At 69.8% G+C, this 25,743-nt stretch carries 31 protein-coding genes; 17 read left to right on the top strand and 14 right to left on the bottom strand.

The annotated features are described in order from the left end of the window. Positions 1 to 39: 39 nt before the first annotated feature. The 3 genes from AB0I81_RS55960 (at position 40) to AB0I81_RS55950 (ending at position 3,435) form a co-directional block, all read left to right on the top strand. Complete coding sequence (locus tag AB0I81_RS55960) at positions 40 to 1,338, top strand: cytochrome P450 (protein WP_360677109.1); 1,299 nt, start codon at positions 40 to 42, stop codon at positions 1,336 to 1,338. Positions 1,339 to 1,502: 164 nt separating this feature from the next. Next, the gene (locus AB0I81_RS55955) at positions 1,503 to 2,390 is read left to right on the top strand and encodes an enoyl-CoA hydratase/isomerase family protein (RefSeq protein WP_360677107.1); all 888 of its coding nucleotides are present in this window, start codon (positions 1,503 to 1,505) and stop codon (positions 2,388 to 2,390) included. A gap of 229 nt (positions 2,391 to 2,619) precedes the next feature. After that, positions 2,620 to 3,435: a ribonuclease Z gene (locus AB0I81_RS55950; protein WP_360677105.1), complete on the top strand. Its 816-nt coding sequence runs from the start codon at positions 2,620 to 2,622 to the stop codon at positions 3,433 to 3,435. A 73-nt stretch (positions 3,436 to 3,508) separates the two neighbouring features. Here AB0I81_RS55950 and AB0I81_RS55945 read toward each other — a convergent pair whose 3' ends face one another. Together AB0I81_RS55945 and AB0I81_RS55940 are read right to left on the bottom strand one after the other, a co-directional pair. Next, a complete protein-coding gene (locus AB0I81_RS55945; RefSeq protein ID WP_360677103.1) occupies positions 3,509 to 3,940 on the bottom strand; it encodes a hypothetical protein in 432 nt (143 codons plus the stop codon). 159 nt (positions 3,941 to 4,099) lie between these two features. Next, on the bottom strand, positions 4,100 to 4,456 hold the full coding sequence (locus tag AB0I81_RS55940) for a hypothetical protein (protein ID WP_360677101.1): 357 nt from the start codon (positions 4,454 to 4,456) through the stop codon (positions 4,100 to 4,102). A gap of 315 nt (positions 4,457 to 4,771) precedes the next feature. Between AB0I81_RS55940 and AB0I81_RS55935 the strand changes: the two genes are divergently transcribed. The 4 genes from AB0I81_RS55935 (at position 4,772) to AB0I81_RS55920 (ending at position 7,077) form a co-directional block, all read left to right on the top strand. Further along, a complete protein-coding gene (locus AB0I81_RS55935; RefSeq protein WP_360677099.1) occupies positions 4,772 to 5,215 on the top strand; it encodes a M60 family metallopeptidase in 444 nt (147 codons plus the stop codon). A gap of 89 nt (positions 5,216 to 5,304) precedes the next feature. Beyond that, positions 5,305 to 5,694, top strand: coding sequence for a hypothetical protein (locus AB0I81_RS55930; protein ID WP_360677097.1), 390 nt, complete (start codon positions 5,305 to 5,307; stop codon positions 5,692 to 5,694). A 41-nt stretch (positions 5,695 to 5,735) separates the two neighbouring features. Further along, positions 5,736 to 6,620 carry a hypothetical protein gene (locus tag AB0I81_RS55925; protein ID WP_360677095.1) on the top strand — a complete coding sequence of 295 codons (885 nt, stop codon included), beginning with the start codon at positions 5,736 to 5,738 and terminating at the stop codon, positions 6,618 to 6,620. A gap of 268 nt (positions 6,621 to 6,888) precedes the next feature. Continuing rightward, complete coding sequence (locus tag AB0I81_RS55920) at positions 6,889 to 7,077, top strand: hypothetical protein (protein WP_360677093.1); 189 nt, start codon at positions 6,889 to 6,891, stop codon at positions 7,075 to 7,077. A gap of 374 nt (positions 7,078 to 7,451) precedes the next feature. Here AB0I81_RS55920 and AB0I81_RS55915 read toward each other — a convergent pair whose 3' ends face one another. Further along, positions 7,452 to 8,342, bottom strand: coding sequence for a helix-turn-helix transcriptional regulator (locus tag AB0I81_RS55915; RefSeq protein ID WP_360677091.1), 891 nt, complete (start codon positions 8,340 to 8,342; stop codon positions 7,452 to 7,454). Between the two features lie 190 nt (positions 8,343 to 8,532). Between AB0I81_RS55915 and AB0I81_RS55910 the strand changes: the two genes are divergently transcribed. From AB0I81_RS55910 to AB0I81_RS55900, 3 genes are all read left to right on the top strand, one after another. Next, the gene (locus AB0I81_RS55910; protein WP_360677089.1) at positions 8,533 to 9,549 is read left to right on the top strand and encodes a zinc-dependent alcohol dehydrogenase family protein; all 1,017 of its coding nucleotides are present in this window, start codon (positions 8,533 to 8,535) and stop codon (positions 9,547 to 9,549) included. A gap of 76 nt (positions 9,550 to 9,625) precedes the next feature. Beyond that, the gene (locus tag AB0I81_RS55905; RefSeq protein ID WP_360677087.1) at positions 9,626 to 10,162 is read left to right on the top strand and encodes an aldo/keto reductase; all 537 of its coding nucleotides are present in this window, start codon (positions 9,626 to 9,628) and stop codon (positions 10,160 to 10,162) included. A 130-nt stretch (positions 10,163 to 10,292) separates the two neighbouring features. Beyond that, positions 10,293 to 10,805, top strand: coding sequence for a cyclophilin-like fold protein (locus AB0I81_RS55900; RefSeq protein ID WP_360677085.1), 513 nt, complete (start codon positions 10,293 to 10,295; stop codon positions 10,803 to 10,805). Positions 10,806 to 10,811: 6 nt separating this feature from the next. On the opposite strand, the gene AB0I81_RS55895 is transcribed toward AB0I81_RS55900, so the two are convergent. Continuing rightward, the gene (locus AB0I81_RS55895; RefSeq protein WP_360677133.1) at positions 10,812 to 10,961 is read right to left on the bottom strand and encodes an MMPL family transporter; all 150 of its coding nucleotides are present in this window, start codon (positions 10,959 to 10,961) and stop codon (positions 10,812 to 10,814) included. A 113-nt stretch (positions 10,962 to 11,074) separates the two neighbouring features. Between AB0I81_RS55895 and AB0I81_RS55890 the strand changes: the two genes are divergently transcribed. Further along, entirely contained in the window at positions 11,075 to 11,353 is a 279-nt protein-coding gene (locus AB0I81_RS55890; protein ID WP_360677083.1) for a hypothetical protein, read from the top strand. A 173-nt stretch (positions 11,354 to 11,526) separates the two neighbouring features. On the opposite strand, the gene AB0I81_RS55885 is transcribed toward AB0I81_RS55890, so the two are convergent. From AB0I81_RS55885 to AB0I81_RS55870, 4 genes are all read right to left on the bottom strand, one after another. Further along, the gene (locus AB0I81_RS55885) at positions 11,527 to 11,976 is read right to left on the bottom strand and encodes a hypothetical protein (RefSeq protein WP_360677081.1); all 450 of its coding nucleotides are present in this window, start codon (positions 11,974 to 11,976) and stop codon (positions 11,527 to 11,529) included. Next, positions 11,973 to 12,671, bottom strand: a complete 699-nt coding sequence (locus AB0I81_RS55880) for an HD domain-containing protein (protein ID WP_360677079.1) — start codon at positions 12,669 to 12,671, stop codon at positions 11,973 to 11,975. Before AB0I81_RS55880 ends, AB0I81_RS55885 begins: the two co-directional genes overlap by 4 nt. Before the next feature lie 317 nt (positions 12,672 to 12,988). Then, positions 12,989 to 13,744, bottom strand: coding sequence for a hypothetical protein (locus AB0I81_RS55875; protein ID WP_360677077.1), 756 nt, complete (start codon positions 13,742 to 13,744; stop codon positions 12,989 to 12,991). Positions 13,745 to 13,768: 24 nt separating this feature from the next. Then, entirely contained in the window at positions 13,769 to 14,719 is a 951-nt protein-coding gene (locus AB0I81_RS55870; protein ID WP_360677075.1) for a DJ-1/PfpI family protein, read from the bottom strand. An 866-nt stretch (positions 14,720 to 15,585) separates the two neighbouring features. On the opposite strand from AB0I81_RS55870, the gene AB0I81_RS55865 reads away from it, so the two are divergent. Continuing rightward, entirely contained in the window at positions 15,586 to 17,634 is a 2,049-nt protein-coding gene (locus AB0I81_RS55865; RefSeq protein ID WP_360677073.1) for an exo-alpha-sialidase, read from the top strand. 307 nt (positions 17,635 to 17,941) lie between these two features. Here the strand turns inward: AB0I81_RS55865 and AB0I81_RS55860 are convergent, their stop codons facing one another. Further along, positions 17,942 to 18,376: an organic hydroperoxide resistance protein gene (locus AB0I81_RS55860; protein ID WP_360677071.1), complete on the bottom strand. Its 435-nt coding sequence runs from the start codon at positions 18,374 to 18,376 to the stop codon at positions 17,942 to 17,944. Between the two features lie 101 nt (positions 18,377 to 18,477). Here AB0I81_RS55860 and AB0I81_RS55855 point away from each other — a divergent pair, with 101 nt between their 5' ends. From AB0I81_RS55855 to AB0I81_RS55845, 3 genes are read left to right on the top strand one after another with little or no spacing between them, the layout of a single operon-like run. Beyond that, positions 18,478 to 19,446 carry an LLM class flavin-dependent oxidoreductase gene (locus AB0I81_RS55855; protein WP_360677069.1) on the top strand — a complete coding sequence of 323 codons (969 nt, stop codon included), beginning with the start codon at positions 18,478 to 18,480 and terminating at the stop codon, positions 19,444 to 19,446. Next, positions 19,443 to 20,147, top strand: a complete 705-nt coding sequence (locus AB0I81_RS55850) for an alpha/beta fold hydrolase (protein ID WP_360677067.1) — start codon at positions 19,443 to 19,445, stop codon at positions 20,145 to 20,147. The genes AB0I81_RS55855 and AB0I81_RS55850 overlap by 4 nt, the downstream gene beginning before the upstream one ends. A gap of 28 nt (positions 20,148 to 20,175) precedes the next feature. After that, positions 20,176 to 20,868 (top strand): winged helix-turn-helix transcriptional regulator, encoded by a 693-nt coding sequence (locus AB0I81_RS55845; RefSeq protein WP_360677065.1) that lies wholly within the window; start codon positions 20,176 to 20,178, stop codon positions 20,866 to 20,868. 16 nt (positions 20,869 to 20,884) lie between these two features. Here the strand turns inward: AB0I81_RS55845 and AB0I81_RS55840 are convergent, their stop codons facing one another. From AB0I81_RS55840 to AB0I81_RS55820, 5 genes are read right to left on the bottom strand one after another with little or no spacing between them, the layout of a single operon-like run. Next, positions 20,885 to 21,247 (bottom strand): hypothetical protein, encoded by a 363-nt coding sequence (locus AB0I81_RS55840; protein WP_360677063.1) that lies wholly within the window; start codon positions 21,245 to 21,247, stop codon positions 20,885 to 20,887. After that, positions 21,240 to 22,433: an MAB_1171c family putative transporter gene (locus tag AB0I81_RS55835; protein ID WP_360677061.1), complete on the bottom strand. Its 1,194-nt coding sequence runs from the start codon at positions 22,431 to 22,433 to the stop codon at positions 21,240 to 21,242. The genes AB0I81_RS55840 and AB0I81_RS55835 overlap by 8 nt, the downstream gene beginning before the upstream one ends. Before the next feature lie 15 nt (positions 22,434 to 22,448). Further along, the gene (locus tag AB0I81_RS55830; RefSeq protein WP_360677059.1) at positions 22,449 to 22,991 is read right to left on the bottom strand and encodes a hypothetical protein; all 543 of its coding nucleotides are present in this window, start codon (positions 22,989 to 22,991) and stop codon (positions 22,449 to 22,451) included. Next, the gene (locus AB0I81_RS55825; RefSeq protein WP_360677057.1) at positions 22,988 to 23,458 is read right to left on the bottom strand and encodes a helix-turn-helix domain-containing protein; all 471 of its coding nucleotides are present in this window, start codon (positions 23,456 to 23,458) and stop codon (positions 22,988 to 22,990) included. Before AB0I81_RS55825 ends, AB0I81_RS55830 begins: the two co-directional genes overlap by 4 nt. A gap of 17 nt (positions 23,459 to 23,475) precedes the next feature. Then, a complete protein-coding gene (locus AB0I81_RS55820) occupies positions 23,476 to 23,958 on the bottom strand; it encodes a carboxymuconolactone decarboxylase family protein (protein ID WP_360677055.1) in 483 nt (160 codons plus the stop codon). Positions 23,959 to 24,347: 389 nt separating this feature from the next. Here AB0I81_RS55820 and AB0I81_RS55815 point away from each other — a divergent pair, with 389 nt between their 5' ends. Then, positions 24,348 to 24,686, top strand: coding sequence for a hypothetical protein (locus AB0I81_RS55815; RefSeq protein WP_360677053.1), 339 nt, complete (start codon positions 24,348 to 24,350; stop codon positions 24,684 to 24,686). Beyond that, positions 24,686 to 25,072: a hypothetical protein gene (locus AB0I81_RS55810; RefSeq protein ID WP_360677051.1), complete on the top strand. Its 387-nt coding sequence runs from the start codon at positions 24,686 to 24,688 to the stop codon at positions 25,070 to 25,072. The genes AB0I81_RS55815 and AB0I81_RS55810 overlap by 1 nt, the downstream gene beginning before the upstream one ends. The last annotated feature ends 671 nt before the right edge of the window (positions 25,073 to 25,743 follow it).

Below are 25,743 nucleotides of genomic sequence, written 5' to 3'. Positions count from 1 at the left end.
CCTGGCCGAGCACAAAGAGTTACTATTAAGATGCACAGAGTGACTGAAGTGTTCGACGCAGCCGTCGCCCCGTCCTTCAGCCCTGCCGCGGATTCGCGAGCGGCGATCGGCCTCCTCCGGCGACTGCGCTCCGGCCCTGGCAGAGACGACCCGTACCCGATCTACGCTCGCCTGCGGGCGCTCGGCCGGGCGATCCCGACGCCGTGGGGCGGTCTGCTGCTGCCGCATTACGCCGAATGCGCACGCGTGATCAAGGACAAGACGTGGCTGGTGCCCAGTGCGGTCTGGCGTGATGAGCACACGCCGGGCTGGCGCTCGGGGCTGACCGCGGTGGAATGCACCCGGGGCATGCTCCAGCTCGACCCGCCCGAGCACACCTGGCATCGGCAGGCGGCCGCGCCCCGGGTGGCCCGGCGCGCGCTGGATCGGCTCGCTCCGGCCATGGGCGGGCACGTCGATGCCTGCATCGACGCCTTGACCACTGCCTTGGAGCGTGACGGGCGCGCCGATTTCGTCGCCACGGTGGCGCATGCCCTGCCCGCCGCCATGATGTGCGAGCTCGTCGGTCTGCCGGCCGGTGACGGGGAGCTGCTGCGCGGCCTGGTCTTCGACTACACCCAGGTGCTGGATCTTTCCCCTACGCCCGCCCAGGTCAAGCGGGCCGATCAGGCGGCTCGCACCCTCGGCGCGTACATGGACCGCGCCATCGAGCAGCGCCGCCGCGAGCCGCGCGACGATCTGCTCACCGACCTGATCCGGGCCCAGGACGACGGCGGCCAGGACGAGCCCGAACTGGCCCGGTCGGTGGCCACCGTCGTGCTGGTCGGCGTCGGCGAGACGATGGCCGGCATGCTGTCGGCGATGGTGGTGGCCCTGGCCGCGCACCGTGACCAGGCGGACCGGCTCGCCGCCCAGCTCGACGCCGATCCCGGCGCGGCCCCCGGCGCGATCTCCGTCGCGGTGGAAGAACTGCTGCGCTGGGACGTCCCTCTGCAGATGACGCACCGCGTCGCCACGCGCGACACCGACATCGGTGGCTTGCCCGTCTCCCGCGGCACCCTGGTGCACCTGCTGCTCGGATCGGCACAGCGCGACGATGCCGTGGCTCCGGAGGCCGAGCGGCTGGATCTGCGCCGCACCCCGGCCGCCACCACGCTGGCCTTCGGGGGCGGCATTCACTACTGTCTCGGCGCCGCCCTGGCCCGTATGCTGGCCGGTCTTGTCCTGCCCGCCCTGCTGCGGCGCTGCCCGCCGTTGCGAGCCGCCGCACCGCCCCAGCGCCCACCCGGGGTGACTTTCCGCAGCATGACAAGCCAGCTCGTCGAACCCGACATCTGACGGCGACGGCAACTCCCTCACTTGTGAGGGATCCGCTTGTAGCGCCGGGCGCTCCGTGCTCCGGCGCCGCATACCCGGCTCGGGCGCCCGTCATCTGGTACGCCGCGTGCCCGCCGCGTCATCCGTCACCCATCGCCGATCCCACATCTTGGAGGCCACCCGTCATGACCGGACTCATCGACCCGCACACCAGCGCCCCGGAGCACGGGCAAGGCCGGCTCCCCGGCGGGATCGTCTCCGACGATCCACGGGACGCTTCGGCGCCCGCCCCGCTGGTCACCGTCAAGCGGGACGGGTCGGTGGCACGGATTCAGCTGAACCGGCCGCACGAGCACAACATGCTGACCGTGGCCATGCTGAAGGAACTGGCCGCCGCGGTGGAGCGGCTGCACGACGACCACACCCCCTATGACGCCGGGCAGGCCGGCGACGCCATGGCCGCCCCGGAGGGTGTGCGGGTCATCGTGCTGTCCGGGCACGGGCCGTCGTTCTGCCGTGGCGTGGACATCGCCGAGATGAGCCGCCTGGCCGGCGCTGGTGACCAGCGTGCCGTACGCGCGGCGGTGGAAGCGGGCCGGCGTGTCTGCCAGGCGCTGTCGGCCAGCCCTGCCATCACCATCGCTCAGGTGCACGGCAAGGTGATCGGCGCGGGCGTCTGCCTGGCCGCGCATTGCGACCTGCGTATCAGCAGTGACACCGCGACCTTCTGCCTGCCCGAGCTGACCATCGGCGTGCCCGCGCTCTGGGGCGGCGCCGGCCCGCGCCTGGCCATGGAGGTCGGCATCTCCCGCCTCCGTGAGCTGGTACTGACCGGTGAGGTGCTCGATGCGGCCACAGCGACAGGCCACGGTCTCGTACACCGCCTGGCACCTGCCGGCCGCCTGCCCGAGGAGACCACGACCTGGGCCCGCCGCCTGGCCCGCCGTGACCCCACCGCGGTCCGGCTCACCAAGACCGCGTTCCGCGCCGCCGAGGCCACCCACCGCCAAGGCGACATCACCGCCACCGACGCCGACCTGTTCGCCTACGCCCTGCCCGCCGCCCGCCCCTGATCCACGGCCGACGAACATCCCGGAATCTCACTTAAAGCAATATTAAAGTTACTCTTTGTAGTAGCAGGGTGACGAGGATCCGTACGTGCGATCTTCCCGTTGTGCCCGGACGGGCGGCCCTGCGACGCGAATTCACCGATCGCAAGGGAGGCCGGGCGCTGCTCTCCGGACGCGTACCGTGCCCCTCAAGCCGCGCGCGGCCCGGCTGCGCGGGAAAGGCCTCAACCTCATGCAGCTGCATTTCATCGGCACCGGATCGATCCTCAGCGACCGGCTCAGCTCCTCGGCACTCATCGACGGCAAACTCCTCATCGACACCCCGAACGGCTCCATGAAGGCGATGCGCCGTACCGGCCTCGACCCCAAGCAGGTCGACATCTGCCTCATCACGCACTTCCACGCCGACCACTTCGCCGACATCATCTTCCTGTTCCTCGAACAAGGCATCGGCCGCACCCGCGACAGCGACCTCATCCTCGTCGGCCCGACCGGGTTCGCCGACCACGTGGAGCAACTGTTCGAGCTCAGCTACCCGGGCAGCTGGGCCTCCACCCGCCCGCACGTACGCCCCCAGTTCGTCGAACTCGACACCGAGCACGGCGGCCAGTGGTCCGGCAGCGGCTACCACGTACGCGCCTACCCGATGCAGCACGCCGTGCCCACGCTCGGCTACTCCATCGTCGACGAGGCCGGCGCCCGGCTCGGCTACACCGGCGACACCTCCCACTGCCCCTCCGTCGACACCCTCGCCGACGAGAGCTCGGTCCTGGTCTGCGACACCACCTTCCCGCAGCAGGGCCGGATCGGGCACATGGGCCTCGCCGAGATCGAGGAACTCGCCGGCCGCCGGCCCGGCAAGCACTTCCTGACCACCCACCTCAGCGACGACGTGCCCGCCCCGTCCCGCCCGAACGTCATCCGCCCCGACGACGGCCAGACCTTCACCATCAACGCGCACGGCCTGGTTGTGTCCGACAAGAGCGTCGGCGACGGCAAGGAGCGCGGTGACGGTCAGCACAAGAAGCCCGTGCTGGGCATCCTGTAGACCGCGGTTCACCTGCGGTGCTACGCGCGGCGGCTCTGGCCTTGTGTGGCCGGGGCCGCCGCGGTGCTTGCTGCTACCGGTGCAGGTGCATGATCAGGCCGGTGTCCTTGCCGAGCCAGTGGTCGGGGTCACCGGCCAGCGCGGAGTAGATGACCTTGGAGTCGTTGCTGCCGGTGATGGTCACGGTGGCTCGTTCCAGGTGCCAGTCGTCGTTGTCGCCGGCGGGGTCGAAGCGGACGTAGGCGGGGTAGGCGTGCAGGTCGGCGAAGGTGAGCTGGGGGTTGCGCGGGTCGTTGATCTCCGGTTTGAGCACGGTGGCGTTCTCGCCGAAGACGAATACGTCCTGGGCGCCGTCCTCGAAGTCGTCGGCGCTGGTGTTGGCGTGGAATTCGCGTCCGGCCAGGCCGAGGCAGACGTAGCCGTCGGTGCCGGGGCCGGTGCCGCCGCCGTAGCTGCTGTCGACGGTGCGGATCTCCGCGGTGATGGCGGTGATGGTCTCGGACATGGTGGTTGTCGCCTTCCTGAAGGATTGCGGGATCCCGGACGAGGCGGGCGCAAGGGGCGCTCCGCCGGCCTCGGCCGGGGTCATGGCCTTTGGTCTCGGTGCGGGCTTGACCGGTGTCGCCTCTGGCCGAGGCGTCGTTGCGGGACCGGGGCCCCGGGGTCAGCTGGGGTAGGTGTTGAGCTCTCCGCGCACGGCCAGGTCGTCGACCCACAGCTGGCTGGCCGGGGTGTTGTTGCGGGCCTGGACGGTGACGGTGACGTCGCAGCCGCTGTTGTCCGGGCAGGTGACGGTGCCGGCACGGTGGAAGGCCAGGGCGCGCTTGCGGCGGGGGTCGGGGTTGGCGCTGTCCCAGTGGAAGTGGTCGCCGTTGTCGGCGCCCTCGTCGGGCTGGAGTTCGACGCCGTTGGCCAGTACGCGGGCGCCGCACCAGTTGCTGAGGCTGCTGGGGCCCTGGCAGCGGACCTCGGCGCTGACCCACACAACGGTCTCGGAGACGCGCCCGCGGGGGATGGTCACGGTGAACTGGGCGCAGTCCAGATCGGTCCAGTCGGTGCCGGAGACGGTCTGGTGGTCACGGTTGCCCCGGTTGTAGGTGTAGCGGCTGTTGGGGTGGTCGTCGAAGTAGCTGTGGGTGCAACTGGCGGCCTGGGCCGGGGTCGTGGTGGTGACGACGGGCAGGCCAGGACGCCGGTGCAGGCCAGGGTGGCGGCGGCGCCGGCGGCCAGGAGGCTGAGCTTGGACATGGTGGGGTGCCTTTCTTTGAGGGTGTCGCGGCGGACGGTGCGCAACCCGGGGCCTCGCGTACGGAGGCTCTGGGGGTCCCGCGAGGAGGTGGGGTTAGGGGGTGGCGGGCCGGGCGGCCGGCCCAGCCGGCTCCTCGGCCAAGACGCCTACACCAAGGCCGCCACCTACCTGCACCAACTGCACGAGCAGGCCGAGGCAGGCGCACCGGCCGAAGCTGAGGCCGTGAGATCCGCCGGCGCCTGGAACGACCTGGTCATGCTCCACCAGATCGGCCTGACCCTCGGCCGGCACGGCTGGACCGCCCTGCTACGCCTGGTCCGCGACGCCCCCCACACCCCGCCCCCCGTCCAGGACGACGCTGCGACCTGGCGCGCCACCATCGCCCTGATGTCCCGCGCCTTCGGCCACGACCTGCGTGACCACTTCACCCACTGGGGCATGTCCCACACCTACACCCCCGACTTCCACCAACACATGGACGCCCTGAACCTGCCCCGCCCCGAACCCGCCCCGGCCACCTGCCACGAATAAGAGAGATCCACGCCCGTCTGGCGCATCGTCGCCGACAGGGTGGCGCTGGTCAGCGAGGGCGGCGGCGGGCGGCAGAGCCGTGCTCGTCGGTGATTGTCGAACTCCCAGGCGCCGACCGCCCCAAGGCGCTGGTGTGGACCGACGAGTGGGTCGCCGCCTGGAACCGTGACCTGCATGACCGGCTCGGCGTGGAGGAGCGGCGGCGCGGGTCCCGGCTCAGCAGCGCCGCCATGATCAACGTGTACGCGTCCGTGCCTCGGCCGTCGCCGGTGATGGCCTGGACGCCCTCCCGCACCTACACCTTCCTCGCCCAAGCAGCCACCCACCGGCTGTCCGCGCTATACAGGTGGATCGCCCTGCGCGGGCTACGCCGGGGCGAAGCGGTCGGACCGTGCTGGAAGGACATCGACCTGCGAAACGTGGCAGCCGCGCCGCCCGCGGGCCCAGAGACGGTGTGCCTGAGCCAAGGTCACGGCTGAGCGAACCGCGCCGTCCGCCAGCACGTCTACCGTATATGCGGATGCTTTCAGCCGCAGTGCTCCTCATGCTCGCGGCGGCTTGCGGTTCCGCCCGAGCGCCGGTCACTGCCGACGAGTTCGCCGAACGCGCTCGTGAGGTCGCCGAACGCTGGCAGAACTCGGCAGAGCGCGAGCCCTGGATCGAGGGGTTCGTCCCGCTGCGGAACCTGACCGTGGAGCCCGAATGGGGGCGCATGCCGCGATGGGTGGGGCGAAGCCTGATCAACAGTGCTTGGAAGCTGGAGACCGAACTCCCGGTCGAGGTGCCTGCCCCGGCCGTGCTGCGTTGGGTCGATGGGGGCTCGCTAAACGTGCCGATCCTGGCGGCCACAGCCGCCTACGCCGGGCTCAGCAAGCCCAAGTCCTTCGTCGACGAAGAGTGCCCGACCAGGGGCTGCCGGCCGTTGCGGGTGATCGCGGTGGCCCAGGGCGAAGCCACGATGCCCAGCAGCCGGGGGGACGTGCGGGTGCCCACGTGGGACTTCACCGTGAAAGGCGTGCAGGAGCCGTTCCAGCGGGTCGCAGTGGACCCGGCCGCGATGGGCGGGCCGCCCCGGCCGGTGAATGACGGGATCCAGGAGGTGCGCACCTACGAGCTGCGCGCGCCAGCGGAGCTTCAGCTGAGCTATCTGCACGGCACCTGCGACACGACCTACGGCTCGCGCGTCCACGAGACGCCCGAGGTGGTAGTCGTGGACGTCGACGTCCGGCAGGACGACGACGTGGAGTTCTGCAACGCGATGGGGAAGACCGACCGGATCGGTGTCACGCTGCGCGAGCCCCTGGGTCGCCGGGTGGTGCTGGACTCCAGCAGCGGGGTGCCCCTGATATCACAGAGCGATATCCACCTGGTCGAGTTCAAGAACTACGACCCGCGCCGCTCCTAGTCATGATCGAGCAGACTGCGCGCGATCTCTGAAGCACCGCCGGAACGGGGTGGCCAGCGCCCCACGATCCAGTCGCCCGGCTTTTCCGGATGGGGCAACACGATGCGGCCGACAGCAGGACCGGGACGCAGCCGCCGTCATGCCAGCCGCCACCCCACATGCGCCGTTAAATTACGTGGCCTGCCCCGGTTCCCCAAGCTGCAGCTGCCACCTTGGAGATCGCACTCGCGGGCCGACTATCAAGAGGTGTGGCGGACTATCAGGTTGGATGTCGTCAGACAGCTGCGGCAACATCATCCGCACCGACGAGCACGCCGCCCAACTCCGCGAACGCGCCGAGTTCCTCGACAGGCGTGCTGCCTTCGCCGCGCGACCGATCGGCGATCGGCTCCGCGCCAACGCCGTCCGCCTCCGCGGCCTGGCCGACACCCACATCACTGTCAAGGACGCCACGTGAGCCCTACTTCCGACGAACGCGAACGCATTTGTCAAGGCACGCGGCGCGCCCCCGGAAGTCGAGGTCCGGCTCCGCGCCGAGATCACGAAGCTGAAGAAGACGATCGCGAACAAGAATAAGGAACTCGTGGTGGTGTCGATGAAGGGCTGCAGGCGGCGGCTGACGTCCTGGATCCGTTGCCGTCGACGCATCGGACGTCTTCGGTCATGCAGGCCGGGGCGGATGGTGTTGCACGCGGTGCCGGTAGGGACTCGTTCCGCCCTTGGTCATCCCAAGCCGCCGCAGGCCGGAGACGAGCTTCGCGGATTTCGCCGATGGCCCGAGCGCGCAGGTCAACTCCTGGGATCGTTGCCGCGTGTACGGCGAATCGGCCGTCAGTCGGCTGTCAGCGGCTCGGTGGGGGTCCGGGTTTCCTGGGTGGCGGCCCAGGAGGCGAGCAGGCGCAGGCCCTCTTCGGCTGGTGAGCCGGGTTCGGCGGTGTAGATGGTCAGGGTCAGGGCGGGGTCGGCGACGAGCTGCAGGCCCTCGAAGGCGAGGCTGAGCTCGCCGACGGCGGTGTGGTGGAAGCGTTTGGTGCCGGTGCCGTGCAGGCGGACGTTGTGCGCGCCCCAGCGGGTGCGGAACTCGTCGCTGCGCGTGGACAGCTCGCCGACCAGGTCGTGCAGCTCCTTGTCGTGGGGGTTGCGGCCGGCGTGGGTGCGCAGGATGGCCACGCACATGTCGGCGAAGGGGCCCCAGTCGGGGTAGAAGCGGCGGGAGGCGGGGTCGAGGAAGGCGAAGCGGGCCAGGTTGTCCTGGTTGGCCGGGCAGGCGTAGAGGTCGGCGAAGAAGGCGCGTCCGAGCGGGTTGACGGCGAGCACGTCCATCCGGCTGTTCTGCACGAGGGCGGGTCCGGCGGTGATCGCGTCCAGGGTCCATTGCAGGCTGCGGTGCAGGGTCTGCGGCCGGGCGGCGCGGCGGCGCGGGCGGGTGAGCACGTCGGAGCCCTCGGCGGCCTGGGCCAGGTGCAGCAGGTGGGTGCGTTCGGCGTCGTCAAGCTGCAGGGCGCGGGCGACGGCTTCCAGGACGGCCGGAGAGGCGCCGGCGAGGTGGCCGCGTTCGAGTTTGGCGTAGTACTCGGCGCTCAGGTCGGCCAGGGCCGCAACCTCGCTGCGGCGCAGGCCGGGGACCCGCCGCCGGGATCCGGCGGGCAGGCCGGCCTGGGCCGGGGTGATCTTTGCTCGCCGCGAGGTGAGGAACTCGCGGACCTCGTCACGATTGTCCACACTCCGAGCGTACGGCCTGGTCAGACGGGGAGGGGTGTACTGGCAGTACACCCTTCGACGGTAACTGGTTACCGCTGCGGAATGCCGGTTTCCTGGAATGCGGCGGGTGTCCGCGCGACTTCAGCGAAGGCCGCGGGACGCCGCGACCGAAACATCTAGGCACGATACCTATACATGTAAGGAAATTCTGATGCGCGGAGCAATGATCCACGGCCCCGGCGATGTGCGTTTCGAGACCGTGGAGGATGCGAAGATCCTCGAGCCGACCGACGCGGTCATCCGGACGGCCGTCACCTGCGTGTGCGGCTCGGACCTGTGGTCCTGGCGCGGCGTGGAGCCGACCGAACAGGCGCACCCGATGGGACACGAGTACGTCGGGTTCGTGGAGGAGGTCGGCAGCGACGTCACCGCACTGCGGCCGGGCCAGTTCGTCGTCGGATCGTTCGCCACCTCCGACAACACGTGCGCGAACTGCCGTAACGGCTTTCCGTCCAACTGCCTGAACCGCGAGTTCATGAGCACCTGCCAGGCCGAGTACGTCCGCATCCCGAACGCCCAGGGCACCCTCGTCGCCACCGATGAGGTGCCGGACGAGGAGCTGTGGCCGGGGCTGCTGGCCGTCTCCGACGTCATGGGCACCGGTTGGTGGGCCGCCGACGCCGCCGAGGTCACCCCCGGCTGCACCGCCGTGGTGGTCGGCGACGGCGCGGTCGGCCTGTGCGCGGTCATCGCCGCCAGGGAGTTCGGCGCGGAGCGGATCATCGTGATGAGCCGCCACGAGCCGCGTCAGAAGCTGGCCCGCGAGTTCGGCGCCACCGACATCGTCACCGAGCGCGGCGAGGAGGGCGTGGCCCGGATCAAGGAGCTGACCGGCGGCATCGGCGCCGACGCGGTCCTGGAGTGCGTGGGCACCGCCCAGGCCATGCGGCAGGCCCTGTACGCGACGCGGCCGGGCGGGAGCGTCGGCTTCGTCGGCGTCCTGCACGAGGTCGCCATCGACGGGCAGGAGCTCTTCTTCTCCCACGTCGGCCTGCGCGGCGGCCCCGCCCCGGTACGCCGCTACCTGCCCGACCTGATCGAGCGTGTGCTGAGCGGCCGGATCGACCCGGGCAAGGTGTTCGACCTCACCCTGCCGCTGGAGCAGGTCGCCGCGGGCTACCAGGCGATGGACGAGCGCCGCGCGATCAAGGCACTCCTCAGGCCCTGACGGCGCTCTAACCCTGGACTGGGAGCCGCACGCGGGCACCGCTCAACCCGGTCGATGGGAGCGTCCGGCTCGCGCTGTGCGGGCTGAACAGGCCGCCGCCGACGCGAAGCCGTCGGCTCTGCCGCGCCGGCCTTACGTCTCGCGCAGAGATATCGTCCCCACCGTTGCGGCGGCGCTGGACGTGGGTTACCGCCACATCGACACCGCCTCGGCCTACGGCAACGAGGCCGGCGTCGGCCAGGCGATCCGGGAGTCCGGCCTCGCCCGTGAGGACCTGTTCGTCACCACGAAGCTGGACAACTCCGATCAGGGGCGCGCCCGCCGAGCGCTTGAGGACAGCCTGCACCAGCTGGGGTTGGACTATCTCGATCTCTATCTCATTCACTGGCCGGTCCCCGGTCAGGACAAGCGCGTCCAGGCGTGGGAGGCGATGGAGCAGGCGCAGGCCGAGGGCCTGATCCGGTCGATCGGCGTCTCGAACTTCACGCCCCGCTACCTCGCGGAGAACTTCGCCATCGGCGACTTCACGCTGTCCGCCGAGGACCTGGCCGCCATCGACGCCCTGGACACCGGCAAGCTGCTGGGCTGGGACCCCGAAACAGTGCGCGCATGAATCAGCGCACCATCGGCTATCGGACGCTGCCGCAACAAACCCCGGGGGAACGGGCCGGTCGGCGTACACGACAGATGTCCTTGACGAAAGCGAGGGGAAGCGCATGGTGAAAAGAGCACGATCCACGGCGGTGGCGGTGTTCGCCTTCGCGGTGTTCCTTACCGGATGCACGAGCCAGTCGGGCAACCCCGGCGGGGGGTCGCCGCAGGCTCCACCAGCGACAATCAGCGGCAATGCGCAAGGAGTAAGTGCTGCGAGCGATAATTCGAGGTCGCTGTCCGATAGGAAAATAGCGATACGGGTCGGCGAAAAGGCGTTCACCGTCCGGCTGTACGATAATCCGACGGCAACAGGCCTGGTGGCGCGGCTTCCAATCACGGTGACGGCCAATGACTACGCTGGATACGACGAAAAGGTCGTCAGGCTGCCGAACCCGCTTTCCATGGCGGGTGCGCCTGATGGTGACGAGCCAGAGATCCCCGAAGTTGGGTACTATCAGCCCGGCCAATGGATTGCCCTCTATTACGGCCCTGTCGGCTACTGGCCCGGCAAAGTACCGCTGGGGCGCATTGACGCGAGTGTGGACGAGCTTCGGGCGATCCCGGATGGCGCGTCGGTCACCCTTGAGATAGCCGAGAACTAACGTCGGTCATTCGTCGGATTGCCGATGGAGATAGACCACGGCGCATGCCAGCCCGAGGGCGAAGACCGTGCCGAGGATGATGACCAGCGGCAGCAGTACGCTGCGGTACAACGCCGACAGGATGACCAGCACGGTGATCAACGCGACGCCGAGCAGCAGGCCGTCGATGCCGGCGAAGGCGTCGGACAGGTCGGCCCGGGTGGCCGCCTGGGCCGGCGAGCCGCGCCGTCATTCCCTCGACCGCCACCACCGTGCCGATCCGCTCCAAGATGCCGCCGAGATCGCCGGGATCGCTGCTGAGTTGCATCACGCCCCGCAGCGCCAGTCCGTCGGCGGAGCCGGTGGCGGGCGTGGGCGTGCCGACGACGCCCGTGGTGCCGCTCAGGGTGGCCAGGGCACGGGTGGCCGCCGCGCTCTGCTCAGGCGTGACCTTCGCGCCGTCCGAGGTCCACCCGACAATGACCGGTCGTGTGTCGCTCCGGCGGAGCTTGTCCTGCGCCTCCAGCACGCGCGTCGACTCCGCGCTCTGGGGCGGGAACGCCGCCTGATCATTGGTGGCGACTTCTGTCAGCCTGCCGGTGAACGGATCCAGTCCGCCGCCCACGGCAAGCCAGGCCAGGACGAGCAGCGCCGGGCCTGGCCGGCGGATTGATCGCCGCGCCATGACTCGTCACCTTTAAGCTGTGTGGAGGAGGGAAAAGGTGCGTGTTCTGCAGCTTCGTCACCGGCCGATGGTGAGCGTCGTCATCCAGCACAGCAGCGCGCCGAATGCGGTGACCAGCCCGACCCGGATCCAGTGGGTGGCGAGCAACAGGCGCAGCAGCCGGTCGTCACGCCGCTGGTTGAGGCGCATCTGCAGCGGTGCCCAGTACGTGACGGTCGCGGTCAGCATGACCACCTCGATGGCGAGTGCGATCCAGGCGGCCCAGCTCGGCGCATGGGCGGGCGGCAGGATGGCGAGCAGCAGCGCGCCCAGGACGGCCAGCCCATGCGGGATGAACGCCGTCTCCGGCAGGCGTCGCTTGTGGGCGTCGTGGAAGGCGCTCCATTCCGCTTCGCCGACCAGCGCCCAGGCGGGATAGACCACGACCTGCGTGAGCCAGATGACCCCGACGTTGAACATGGCCACCGTCAGTGTTCCCAGCAGCACCATCGTGCTCGCGTCCATCATGGGGTGCCGGGCGCCGCCGTCGCCGGCATCGGCTGGTAGCCGTCATAGTCATGCCAGCAGGGGTCCTGGGCCATGGGCTGCTCCCAGGTCGGCCAGGTCGCCTTGGCCTGCCGGCGGAGGAGTTCGCCGGGCAGGGTGAACGGCGGTGCCTTGTGCGGGCTGTCGAGTGCCTGGGCCACGATCGTGTCCCTGAGCACCGCCGTGGCGTGCAGGCACGGGAGAACGGCATGGACCCGGTCGGCGTAACCGGTGGGACGGGCGTACGGCCCGGAGGGGTTGAGGTCGAATCCCGCACCGGCCGACACCAGCGCGATCTCGGGGCGCTTGCGCCCTGCGACGCCGGGGTACAGGTGCAGGGCGATGGCATCCCAGACGATCTCCGCCTTCTGTGGTGCCAGCCCGTGCCCGGTGAGGAAGCCGGCGGCCAGATCGGCGCCGTCGAGGTCGAAACCCTGATCGCCGTTGCCCTGATCGCTGAGCCCGGCACCGTGCAGGGCGCAGCCCAGGAGCAGTAGCTCGTCGTCGTGGTCGTGGCCGGGGCGCAGATCTTCTTGCTGGCCGAGGAGGCGGGCGTAGAGATAGGTCCGCATGCTGTGGTTGAAAATCGCCCGATCCTCGATGTCGCGGGCGAACCGCATGGCGCTCAGCGCCAGGTCGGTGCGGGGAAACGGCAATCCGTCGAAGGTGTCGTTCACGTGGGGTTTCCTTGGCTGGTGCCGGTTGATTGTCCGGGAAGGGTCACGCGGATGCCGCACCGTGAGTAACCCGCCGATGGCGGGAATGGCGGTGTCGGTCCTTCAGGATGCTGTCGGCTCGGCAGCGGGAGCGTGGGGGCCACCTGAAACAGCCGGGGTTGGCGACATCACGCGCGTGACCAGCACGACGGGGTGAGGCCCATGACCGATGGATCAGCCCGGGCGCTCACCTTGCGCGTGGCCGCGTGGTTCGTCGCTGCGTGGCAGTCACGTTCGTTCCGGATGACGGCAGCGACTCGATGGGCTGAACGCCTTCGTCAGTCGTCCCAGCCGCTGGCGTCGAGGATGTTCTCCCAGGTGGGGTAGGGGACCTCGGGATGCCGTTGGTGCAGGATCTCGCCGGGCAGGGTCATGGGCGGCGCCTTGCGTGGGTCGGCGAGGCCCTGGGTGATGATGGCGTCGGTCAGGGTGCGGGCGCCGCCGTGCCGGGGGTAGGCGGCGTGTACGCGGTCGGCGTAGCCGGCGGGCAGCTGGTCGGGGCCGCCGGTCAGGTCGATGCCGATGCCGTCCTGGGCGATGGTGATCTCGGGCGGGCGGCGGCGGGCGAACACCGGCGACTGGTGGAAGGTGTTGGAGGTGTGCAGGGCGATGCCGTCCCAGACGGTGTCGACGCGGCGGTCGGTGATGCCGCGCTCCTCCAGGAAGCGGGCGGCGAAGTCGGCGCCGTCGAGTTCGAATCGCTGGCCGGTGTCGGCGCGGGCGGTCAGTCCCATGTCGTGCAGCACGCAGATGAGGAACATGACCTCGGCGTCGTAGTCCCGGCCCGGCCTGCGCCCGGCCTGCGCGGCGGCGGCGCGGGCGAACAGGAAGCTGCGCAGGCTGTGATTGCGCAGGTACGGCTCCTGGGCGTCCGTGACCAGCCGGTGGGCCGCCCGGGCGACCGGCGTGGCGGGGAAGGACAAATCGGCGGACGCGGTGGTCTTGGCGGACGCGGCGGGTGTGCCGGCCGCCAGAGCGGCCGCACCGGCGAGGCCGGCTCCCAGTAAGGTGCGGCGGGGCATGGATGAGCTCATAGGGTCTCCTTCGAAACAGTCACATCAGGGGTTGACGCGGGAGGTGCGGAAGCGCTGGCGGTAGGCGGTCGGTGTCGTGCCCAGGACCTGCAGGAACGCCCGGCGCATCGTCTCGTCGGACCCGAAGCCGCAACTGCGGGCGACCGCTTCCACGCCGGCCGCGCTGGTCTCCAGGAGGGCCTGCGCCGCCTCGACCCGGATCCGCTCGACGTACTGGCCGGGGGTGAGGCCGACCTCACGGCGGAACAGCCTGGTCAGATGACGTTCACTCACCGCGGCGCGGTCGGCCATCGCGGCGAGGGTGTGGTTGGCCGCCGGTTCGGCCGCGACCGCGTCCAGGAGCCGCCGCAACGCGGGGTGGCGGGGCGTGGCGACGGCTGTGCGGACGCTGAACTGCGACTGGCCGCCCGGACGTTGCAGGAACACCACCATGTGCTTGGCCACCGCCCGCGCGATCTCCGGCCCGTGATCCTCCTCGACGAGGGCGAGCGCCAGATCGATTCCGGCGGTGACGCCGGCCGAGGTCACCACGGGCCCGTCCCGTACGAAGATGGCATCGGGTTCCACAGCGACCCGGGGAAACCGGGAGGCCAGGTCGGCACAGGCGGCCCAGTGCGTCGTGGCCCGCCGCCCGTCCAGCAGCCCGGCCTCGGCCAGCAGCAACGCCCCTGTGCACACCGAGGCCACCCGGCGGGCGCGCCGGACGAGATCGGGCAACCGGCTCAGGAACGGCTCGGCCGGCTGGTCACCGTCGGGGTAGGCGTAACCCGGCACCAGCAACGTACCGACCGATCCCGCCACTTCGCCCAGAGCCAGGTCCACCCCCAAGGGCGCACCGATATCGGTACGCACCGGACGTCCGTCGACCGAGGCGAGCCGGATTTGGTAGCAGCCGGACCCGTGCAGAACCTGCACCGGACCGGCCACGTCCAGCAGCACCACGCCGTCATAGACGGCCACGACCACATCTCCCACCCCACCAGCCTCGCGGCTCACAGAGATGGCTACAAGGACCAGAAGCCCACAGATCAGGACATAGCGGGTGCGCTTTGAGTGGGGAGCTCAGGCAGCGGCCACTCATACCCCAGTACTCCGGCCGCCAGCCAGAGCCGGCCGGCGTGATCCCACCGCGGCCGGCCGCCAAGCTGACGGCGGAGCACCTGGTTCTCGTGACGGAGCACCAGCAGCTCAACGTCTTTGGACAGATCCGAGCGGACCAGCACGGTCGGCGCCGGCCACCGCCCTGACCGACGCCGAATACGCCCGCCCCCGCCCTCGACACCGGCAAGGCACTCTCACGCCAGGTCCCGACCTACGCCTTCGAGTTCGCCGACCCCAGCGCACCATGGTTCGCCGCCTTCCCCAAGCCGTACGACATGGGCGCCGGCCTGCCCTACCTGTTCGACGTCGGCTACAACCAACCCCTCACCGACCAGCAAGGCCACCTGGCCGACCACATGATCGCAAGGCCCACCGGTCCATCAACCAACTGCCGAACCACCACGACAAGAGCGCGGCATCAAACCGTGGCACGTTGTCTCCGGCCGCCCTATTGACATCGACATGTAGCGGTGAGGAGACTCGGCGTCGATCATGCTGTAGCGCATAAGCGGGAGGCGCGAATGGCCCGTGGACCGGCGCCACGGTCCGCCATTCGCGAGTGGGGTCACGTCGCCAACGCCTCGACACGGCTCTCGCCAGGCAGGCGCAACAAGGTCATCGGCTCGGCATCACCCGTGCACCGCGAGCGTCGCGCCCCGCGACAACGCCAGGCTCGACCGGTTGCCTGCACTCACCACTTCGCTTACCCCACCCCATCTGGCACCCGCAGGAGCACACACGTGACTGACCGACCCATAGGCCGCAGGACGTTCGCCTTAGGGACCCTGGGCATGGCAGCGGGCGCGACCGCCCTGACCGGAGCCATCCCGGCCAGGGCGGCCGCGCCGTTCTACGCGAGGACCATCCTGTGGGACTCCTCATCAGGGTCGCTGGCGAACTATCACGTGCACGGCCTCACCGTGCTGCCCGATGACACGATCCTGGCCTTCGCTGAAGGCCGTCACGAAGTCTGCGATGCCGGGCCGCGCGCCCTGCTGGTGCGCCGCAGCACCGACAAGGGCATCACGTGGAGCGCCTCCGAGGTCGTGGTGCCTTCGGTCGGCGGGCAGTCGTGGGGCAACCCCGCGCTCGTGTGCGACCGCACCACCGGCGAGGTGTTCCTGTTCTACGCCCTGTCCGAGCGCCTGCCGCAGAACACCTCATGTTCCGGCGACACCGGCGTCCTGCACGTCGTCTCCAGCACCGATGGAGGCCTCACCTGGGGGCAACCTACTGTGCTCGCCGACCTGTTCGACCACTTCGACCACCAATGGACCCTGCATGCCCCGGGCCCCGGCCACGGCATCCAGCTCGACAACGGCTGGTTGCTGATGAACGTCGCCCACCGGCGGGTCATCGTCGGCAACACCGTCGCGCAGCGCATGTACGGGGTCGCTTCCATCTACAGCGACGACCACGGCCGCACCTGGCAGGCCACCGGCGCCGTACCGGTCTCCGCGGACTACCCGATCAACGAGGCCAGGCTCGTACAGCGAGCCGACGGCTCCGTCCTCATCAACGGGCGCGCGGCCGCCGGCGGCAACCGGCAGCGGATCATCTCGGTCAGCCACGACCGCGGCCTGACCTGGTCGCCGCCGAAGCTGGACGGCGCGACAGGGACGTTCAACGCGGTGGACGCCGGCCTGCTCGGCTACTCCAGCGACCGCATCCTGTTCAGCCGCCCGGACGCCCCCACGCGCCACAACATGACCGTCTCGGTGAGCTACGACGACGGTCACTCCTTCCGCTACAGCCGCGTCGTCAACCCCGGCCGTTCCTACTACTCCGACCTCGCCCGGCTGTCCGACGGCACCATCGTCCTGATCTACGGCCGCGACGGAGACATCCCCAGCTTCCCGCTCAGGATCTACCTCGCCCGCTTCAATCTCGAATGGCTCACCCAGGGCCGCGACAGCCTCGCCACCGGCCCGGGGATCAGCGAGGAGGCGCACAACCTCGCCGGCCCCGCCCGGCACTCGGGCGGCACGGTCGAGGTCGTCCAGGAACCGACGGCCCGCCACGGCGCTCGCGTCGTATTCACCCCTGCCGCCACCGGCGACCATCTGGAGTACCTCCTCAACGTGGACCGCGAGCGCGAGTACGACCTCCTGCTGCGCTACTACCGCACTCCCGGCGGCGGCCTGGTCACCGTGACCGTCGACGGCGCCAAGCCCCGCAACGCGACCATCGACACCACCTCAGAGCACGCCGAAGGCTACGATGTGCTGCTCCTGGGCACGATCCGGCTCACCCCGGGCCCGCACACCGTCCGGTTCACGCCGGCCGGTCCCGGACGCGGCGGTGGGCGGAGCATCTCGCTCGACGAACTGAGCCTGATCCATGCTCCGGCCCGGGCGGACGTCAACGAGGACATCACCGTCGACAACGGGGCGCTCGGCTACACGGTGGTGTCCGGCACCTGGTCGTCCGGCACCGGCGTGGCCGGCTACTACGGCGGCAACTACGCCTACCACCCGCCGGGCGACGGGAGCGCCAGGGTCCGCTGGCGGCCTGCGCTCCCGGCCGATGCCCGCTACGAGGTCAAGGTCTCCTACACCGCCCACTCCAACCGCTCCCGCGCCGCCACCTACGTCGTCCGCCACGCCGCCGGCAGCACCCCCATCGCCGTGAACCAGACCGTGCGCGGCACCCCGGACAACCGGGGCGGCGAATGGGTGTCACTGGGCACGTTCCGCTTCACCGCGGGCCTCACCGGCACGGTCGAGCTGCGCGACGCCGCCGACGGCCACGTCATCGCGGACGCCGTACGGTTCGCACGCCGCGACTGACCGCAATTGATCCCGCTCATCCCCTGTCGCTCCGCCGCCAGGGGATGAGCCGTCAGATCGAGGACCGGTCGGACTCCTGTGCACGCGACAGCACCTTCACCGGGTCGCTTGCCGCGCCACGGTCCGCCTCGTTCCTCGGCCACGTCGGGGACCTACGCGATGGGTTCGCGTTCATCAAGGGCCCCCGTGATGCCGCCTTCGATTCTCCCGGTCTTCGAGGTTGCCAACAGGCCGGACAACGTCCTGCTCCCGCCGACCTCCCCGGCAAAGGTCCTGTACGTTGCCGTCGTGCCTGGCACGGCGGGTGTCACAGGCGTGTGCCGTTGACGACCAAGGCCACGTCGATGTTGCCGCGGGTGGCGTTGGAGTAGGGGCACACCTGGTGCGCCACCCGGACCAGGTCGGAGGCCTGGGCGGCGTCAGCGATCGACGGCAGCCCGATCTCGAGTTCGACACCCAGCTTGAATCCGCCGTTGCCGGCAGGGATGAGCATGACCTTCGCGTCGATCGCCGCGTCATCCGCGCGTAGTTGCCTGCGCTGCCCCACCAGCGCCAGCGAGGCGGCGAAGCAGGCGGCGTAGCCGATGGCGAACAACTGCTCGGGGTTGGTTCCTGCACCGTCCCCACCCAGCTCCTTGGGCTGGCGCAGGTCCACCTCAAGCCTGCCATCAGCGGTACGCCCGTGGCCGTCCGCTCGGCCGCCGGTCACCGAGGCCTGGGCGGTGTAAAGCGCGTTCGTCATGACGAGTTCCTTCCATGAGTTCTTAAAAGTGAATCTTAGACTTCAAAAACAGGAAGTCAACGCCTATGATCAAGGACCTCACGATCACGAGAGGCGACCACATGGCTCCATTGGCAATCGGCTACCTGCTGCCGACACGCGATCAGACCGCCCGTGGCGACCACGAAACGGAGCAGCTGGTCGACCAGGCGCGCCGCGCCGAATCACTGGGTTTCGACTCCGTCTGGGCCGGCGACAGCCCCGTGACCAGGCCACGCGCCGACCCGCTGCTCCTGCTGGCAGCCGTGGCCATCGCCACCCGAGGCATCACGCTCGGTACCGCGGTACTGCTGCCCGCGCTGCGCCATCCGGTCCTGCTGGCGCACCAACTCGCCACCTTGGACCGACTCGCCGACGGCCGCCTGGTCGTCGGCATGGGCGGCGGATTCCCCAGCCCCGGCACCGAGGCCCAATTCGCCGCCGTCGGGGTCGCCTTCCCCGACCGCATCAGCCGCCTGGAGGAGTCGATCGAGGCGATGCGACGGCTGTGGACCGGACAGGAGGTGTCCTTTACCGGGCGGCATTTCGACTTCCGCGACGTGAGGCTGGCTCCTGCGCCGGCCCGGCCGGCCGGTCCGCCGATCTGGCTGGCCGGAGGCGGCGAACCGGCGCTGCGGCGGGTTGCGCGATTGGCCGACGGCTGGCTGCCCTATCCGCCCGCCGTACAGGATTATGCTCGCGACCTGGCCGCCATCCGGCAGGCGGCGGTCCGCACGCTTACCCCCGCGCTGTACGCGACGCTATGCCTGGACGAGGACCCCGAGCGGGCGCGCGCGCGTCTGCGGACGAGCATCGAGCGTTACTACAACGCCCCACTGGAGGCCGTCGAGACCGTACAAGCCATGTTCGCCGGAACGGCACACGAGGCCGCCGACTGGCTCAACTCCTACACCGGCGCCGGAGCACGCCACATGGTGATCCGCCTGGCCGTCGACGACCACCACGCGGGCCTGGAAGAGTTCGCCGGCCGCGTCCTGCCCCTGATCCGCCCTCTGGACCGCCCCGTGGCCCGCACGGAGGGACACTCGTGACCACCTTCGTCCTCGTACATGGCGCCTGGCACGGCCCCTGGGCCTGGGATCGCCTCGCCCCACTGCTGCACCAAGCCGGGGCGCGCACCATCGCCCCCGCCCTCACCCTCGACGGCGACATCGGCCTGCACACGCACGTCCAGGAGATCATCGTGGCCCTCGACGCCGCGGCCGATGACACCCTGGCAGACGCCCCGGAAGGCGATCTGGTGCTGGTCGGGCACAGTTACGCGGGCCTGGCCGTCCGGCAGGCGGCCGACCTGCGGCCCGATCTGGTGGACCACGTCATCCTGGTGGACGGCTGGGCCGGCCACGACGGCGCCAGCATGTTCGGCCTGGCACCCGAGACCTTCGTCCACACGATCCAGGCCGCCGCCCGCACCAGCGCGGGCAACCAGATCCCTGCCCCCACTCCGGCGATGTTCGGCATCACCGACCCCGACGAAGCGGCCTGGCTCGCCCAGCGCCTGCGACCCCAGCCACTGCGCACCTTCACCGAGACGACCCGGCTGAGCGGAGCAGTCAACCGGATACCGGGCACAGGCATCTACTGTCGGCCGCAGACCTATGCCTTCGACCAGTTCGCCGCGTCGATCGGCTACCGGCCCATCGCCCTGGACGGCCCGCACGACGTGATGCTCACCGACCCGCGGGCGCTGGCCCGGCTCCTCCTGGAGGCCTCACGCAGGGCAGTTCAATAACGAGAAGCTCCAGAATTAAAATGCTGAAGTGGAACAGCGAACCTACAACCAGTACTGCGCGACCGCGCGCACCCTCGACCTCATCGGCGAACGCTGGACCCTGCTACTGATCCGCGAATTGCTGACCGGCCCCAAACGCTTCGGCGACCTGCAACACAGCCTGCGCGGCCTGGGCACCGGTCTGCTGGCTGCACGGATGAAGCACCTCGAACGCGAAGGACTCATCCACAAGGTCACCCTCCCTCCACCGGCCCGCACCCCCGCCTACGCCCTCACCCAGGCCGGCGAGGAACTCGGCCCCGCAGTGCTGGCGCTGGCCCGATGGGGCCTGAAATGGGCGATGGGCGAACCCCTCGAACAGGAAACCTTCCACCCCGGCTGGGCCGTACTCGGCCTGAGAGCGTGCTTCGACGCCGAGGCGGCTGCCAGCGTGCGTGCGCTGTATGAGTTTCGCGTCGATGAGGAGATCTTCCACGCCCGCATCGACGACGGCACCATCGAAACGGTGCACGGCCCGGCCCAGCACCCCGACCTGATCATCACGATCGGCGGCGAGGCCTTCCGCGACCTCGCCGCCGGCCGCTCAACCCTCGCCGAAGCGATCAGCAACGGCACCGCCACCGCCTCCGGCGACCGACAGGCCCTGCGCCGACTGCACCGGCTGTTCCGCCTCCCACAACCGCAAACCCGATCAACCGCACAAGCTCCCGCGCCTTCTTGATCCGTGGGTCGTGGGTTCAAGTCCCACCCGCCCTACCCTTACATCTGGGTCTGTACCTGCGCCTCCGTATGGCCGCGTCCGATTCCGCGATCTTCCTGGCGGCGGCCGGCATGAGGCCGAACGCCAGCTCGGCCACGGCCCTGGAGTTGCTGCCCGGCGCGTACACGACCGGGATGTCACGCGCCCGCGCCGCCTCCACGTCGATGGTGTCCACGCCGACGCCGTGCTTGACGATGACCTTCAGGCGGTCGCCGGTCGCGATCACCTCCGCCGTCACGGCGTCGAGCCCGACGATCACCGCGTCGGCCTCCGGCAGCCGGTCCAAGTCGCCGGTCTCGACGTCGCAGCCGCCTGGGCGCCTGGCGGCGGGCTCACCCATGGTGGGACTGGCGCTCCAGCCGATGGAAGGCGCGGGCGACATCGCGGAGGAAGACGGTGTCGCTGTCGAGGTCGCCCCCGCCGGGAGTGTGCGAGGCGGGGCCGAAGACGGCGGTCGCGCCGAGCGCCTTGGCGTGCAGGGCGGCGTGGAGCGCGGCGGCCTCGGCGGCGGCGTCCAGGGCCTGGCCGCTCAGCCCGGCTTGGGCGGCGCGGGCGCGGGCGGCCGTTGCGGTGTCCAGGTCGAGGTACGGCATCAGCGCCAGACGGCCGTCCCTGATCTCGATGACCCGGCGGTAGAGACGCAGGTTGAGATCGCGTACCGTCACCAGTTCGACCAGGGCGGGGCTGGCGGGGGTGAGGGCGATGTGCGGGCTGGCCGCGTACAGGGCTCGCCAGAGGGGACGCAGCGCCTGGTAGGTGCGGTAGCGGCTCAGCCACGCGAGTGACTCGGGGGCGTTCACCAGCCGGCCCCAGGCCGGCAGGGTCGCGCCGATGAGCACCAGCAGGTGGGCCAGCATCGGCAGAACCCCGTCGATCAGGAGATGTCCGGCGGGCGGATAGGAAAACCCGAAGCGCTCGGAGGCGAAGACGAGAGCCTTGTGCAGGTTGTAGCCGATGGCCAGGAAGGCGCCGATGGCGACCAGTCGCAGGCCGACGCGCAGCAGGGGAGCGGTGCTCATGTGCGCGTAGGCCCAGCCGAGTACGGCCATGCTCGCGAACGCCGGCGTCAGGTAGGCGATGTAGACCAGCCAGTATTCGAGCACCCAGGGGTCGCCTGCGTAGCGTGCGGCGAAACGGGCGTCGTCCACCGGAGTGTCGGCCAGGACGAACAGCACGCTCATCGCGGCGAAGGTGGCGGCCAGGAAACCGAGGTGCAGGCGGGTTCGCGGCTGCACCTCGGTGATCGGATGGTTCAGGTGCCACAGGAAGGTCCGGGCCGACCAGGCTACGACGAGCATGCTGCCGTGGCCGAGCAGCCGGGCGAGGTTCGGGACGCCGCTGACGCGGCCGGTGAACGCGTACACGGCGGGGGTGAGCAACGTCAGTGACAGTGACAGGCCGAGCAGGACGAGCCAGACGGTGTCCCTGGCCGGGTCCGGCGCACCGCGCCGGCCTTTGCTGACGCGGTAGGCGAGCAGCACCCAGGCGACCGCGGCGGGGCCGTAGTGGCGTAACGTGTCCGCCATCGTGAGCGCCTGTCGTCAGCTCGGCCGCTCGGGCCCACCGGAGCCGGACCAGTCGAGCAGGGTCTTGATGCGGCCGGTCAGCGCGTTGGTCTCGGCCGCCACCTGGAGTGGGGCGAGCCGCCTGGCGCGCTGCTGGATGAGCGAGGCGAGCAGTTCCGCCTCCTGCTCCTCGATCTCCGTGTACGCGGTCCGCCCCAAAACGCGGCGCACCATCCCCTGGTCGAGATCGGGCAGCAGGTACCGCCACTGATCAGGCTCGGGCGCACCCGAATGGTAGTGGTTGCACAGCAGGTGACTGAGTTCGTGCAGAATGATGTGCTGCTGATGGTGGGAGGTGGTCGTCTGCTCGTAGAAAATCAGGTCGGTCTCGTCGAGTGCTACCCACAAACCGCACACTTCGACGCCCCGTGCCATCGGCATGAGCCGGATGGGCCGGCGCCGCTCGGCGGCCACGAGTTCGCACAGCGCCTGAATGCTGAACGGTGTCGGCAGCGGTAAGGCATCGACCTTCGACTTCAAGCTACGGCGCAGCCGTCTGAACGGAACTGCGGACATCATGCCCCTTTGGTCGCGTCAGGCAGTCCTTCCAGCTCGCGAACCCGCTCGACCATCTCGGTGATGGCGTTGAGGCTCTTGGGGGAGAGACCCGAGGCGCGCAGGGCGATCTGCCTGACCGACGTGTCACGCAGAGCATTGAGCAGCTCAAGCTCCGCGTCGATCCGTTCGGCCGCCGCCTGGTCGAAGAAGTAGGCGGGCGGCACCCCGAAAAAGCCCGCCAATGCTTCGAGGTGACGCTTGGTCGGATTGTCGCGCAAGCCCTTACGTAGCTGCCAAATGTAGGTGGCAGAGATCGTCGGGCCACCACTGTCCCGCAGCGCGGCGGCGACCTCCTCGTGGGAGTATTCGCCACCGTCGCGCGGACGCACGGTGTGGAACAAGTGGTCAAGCTTGGTCGCGAGCGTACGCGCGGCTTCCGTTGAGCCGTTGAACATCCACACCTCCTCGCCCCCGTAGTACAACAGCACCCTAACATCTCCGAAACTCAGATGGCTGGAATCCGGGAATCTCTCTCACGCCAGTTGACGATCGAGGGGACGCGGGGATTGCCCGCCGGGCATCCCCGCTCAAGGGCGCTCGTGTCAGGCCGGCATGCGGCTGGCTTGTTGATGAGGGCGATGTTCATCCAGAAGCCGGCCGAGGCGAGCGGCAGCATCAGGGTGGCCATCGCCTTGTCGTCGTGGTGTTTGGCGACCTCGGCGTATGGGTCGTGCGGTACTCGATCCGCTCCGGGCCGGAAAACGGCGTCGGTAAGCGCCGGTGCGGCCCGCTCCGTGCCGGTGAAGTACGGCCCGTCCCGCCAGGTCGCCGCGGCGGCGATCCTGGCCTCGGACTCGCCCGCCGCACGCAGGCCGGCCGAATGCCGCAGCACCTGGTACGTGCTGCTGACGACCTGGCCGGCACGCAGGTGGACCAGGCCGATCGTAGTCGCGGGCACCGAGCCGTTGCCGGTGGCCGTGACCATCATGCCGGCCAGCTCCTGGATCTCCGGCAGGTGTGGGCATCGATCGCGACGGTTCGGTTATCCGCGAGGGTGAACATGAGCACGGCGAACGGCCGATCGTCGATGGTGACCAGCGCGCTCACCCGTCATCGACCAGCACCGGCCGCAGCTCTTGGTCACGATGGTGGTCAGCCGGCCGCCGAGGTTGTCGATCCGGTCCGCGTCGGACCGGGCGAGCCGCAACCACGCACGGCCTCCGCCGTCGAATATGGCGCCATTAGCTGACATGTGTCGAAGTCCACGAATCGATTCACACTGGTTGACGCCTGCGCTCATGGCAGTTTATGTTTCTGGCGTCTCCATCAACTTGCATGAAGCGACGCCTTCGCGTGGCGTCCCGGAGAGGAGAACCGTTGAAAAAGCTGCGCACGTCCCTGACGGCACTGGCCGTCACCGCCGCGTCCCTCACCCTGACCGCACCGCCCGCGACCGGCCACGCCGCGACCTCGATGGGCTGTCAGACGTCCCGCGCCGTGCTGGACTTCCGTGACAACACCACCGGCCGCTACTACTGCAGCGGTGTCCACGCCGTCGGCAAGCGGGCGGACTACTTCACTGCCAACCACTGGTCCGGCTGGCTGGACACGAGCACGGGGGACATTCTGTTCTGCGACGGCGAGCGCTTCCCCATGCTCGGCGTCCACGTCTACAACCTCGTGCTGAACGAGACCAGAGCCGGCTGGTGCCTGTGATGGGCCGAATCCGGATGCCTCGAACAGCGCTGCTCTTCGCCGTCGCGGCGGCACTGGCCACCCCGGCGCCACTGATCACGACGCCTGCCCACGCGGCCCCCTCCGGTGGCGGGCAGGTCACCCTGTTCCGCAATCCTGACTTCACCGGGCCGGCGTTCAGCCGCTCCTACACCGACTGCGCGGTCACGGCCACGCTGACCGGCTCCGTTGGCTCCTTCGACAACCGGCCACCCGCCGGTTGCAGCGTCGCGCTCCAGTCCCGCCCCGGCTCGGCCTTCGTGTTGTGCGCGGGCCGCGGCGTCGTACCGACGGCCTTCCGCCAGGCCGGCCGCATCGTCATCAAACCCGGCACCACTCCTCTGTGCGCCGTCACGTCGGCCGCGTGACAACCCACGTGAAGGAGCTGGCATCCATGAAACGCGTCATCCGGCGTTCCCGCGGCTTCCTGGTCGCTGACAGCGGAACTCTCCCTCCTGTTGCTGACGGCCACCCCGGCCCTGGCCCACCGGGAAGTCTCGAACGGCACCGCGCAACGGGTGGCCGCGGTGCGCACGCCGAGTGTCTGGTTCAACCCCAGTGACCTCGGCATCGGCTGCCCGGCGGTGGCGTCGGGCCGGTTCTATCCGACCTGGACCGTCTCGAACGTCGCCTCGTCCTCCGTCTACGTGCGCACCCGCAAGATGAGCTTCATCCCGGTCGCGTCCGGAGCCGACCATCGGTGCCGCCGACCTCGTGGACGGCAACGGCGGCAACCGCCGGCACAGCCTGTGGGACGTCGGCCCCCGCGGGCCGACGTGTCCAGCGCCGGGATAACCGAGACGTTCACCTTCAACCGCACGGTCAACTTTGGCGGGCGCGGTCTCTACTTCATCCAGCGCTTCTCCCTCAACAGCGGCGGGCCCGGCGTCTGCTCGGGGCCGAAGGTCCGTGTACTTCTACCTCCGGCCCATCCAACAATTCAGCGGCCGGTTGGGCAGGCGTCAAGCTGTGGGGGTGTGTGGGGGGGGGGGGCGGCGAACCCCCCACAAGGGTGAAAAAACAGCAACACGACCCGCCC

Source organism: Nonomuraea sp. NPDC050404 (genome assembly GCF_040655495.1).
Lineage (GTDB): Bacteria > Actinomycetota > Actinomycetes > Streptosporangiales > Streptosporangiaceae > Nonomuraea.
The sequence above is the reverse complement of the archived record's forward strand: the minus strand, read 5'-3'. Positions and strand labels throughout refer to the sequence as shown.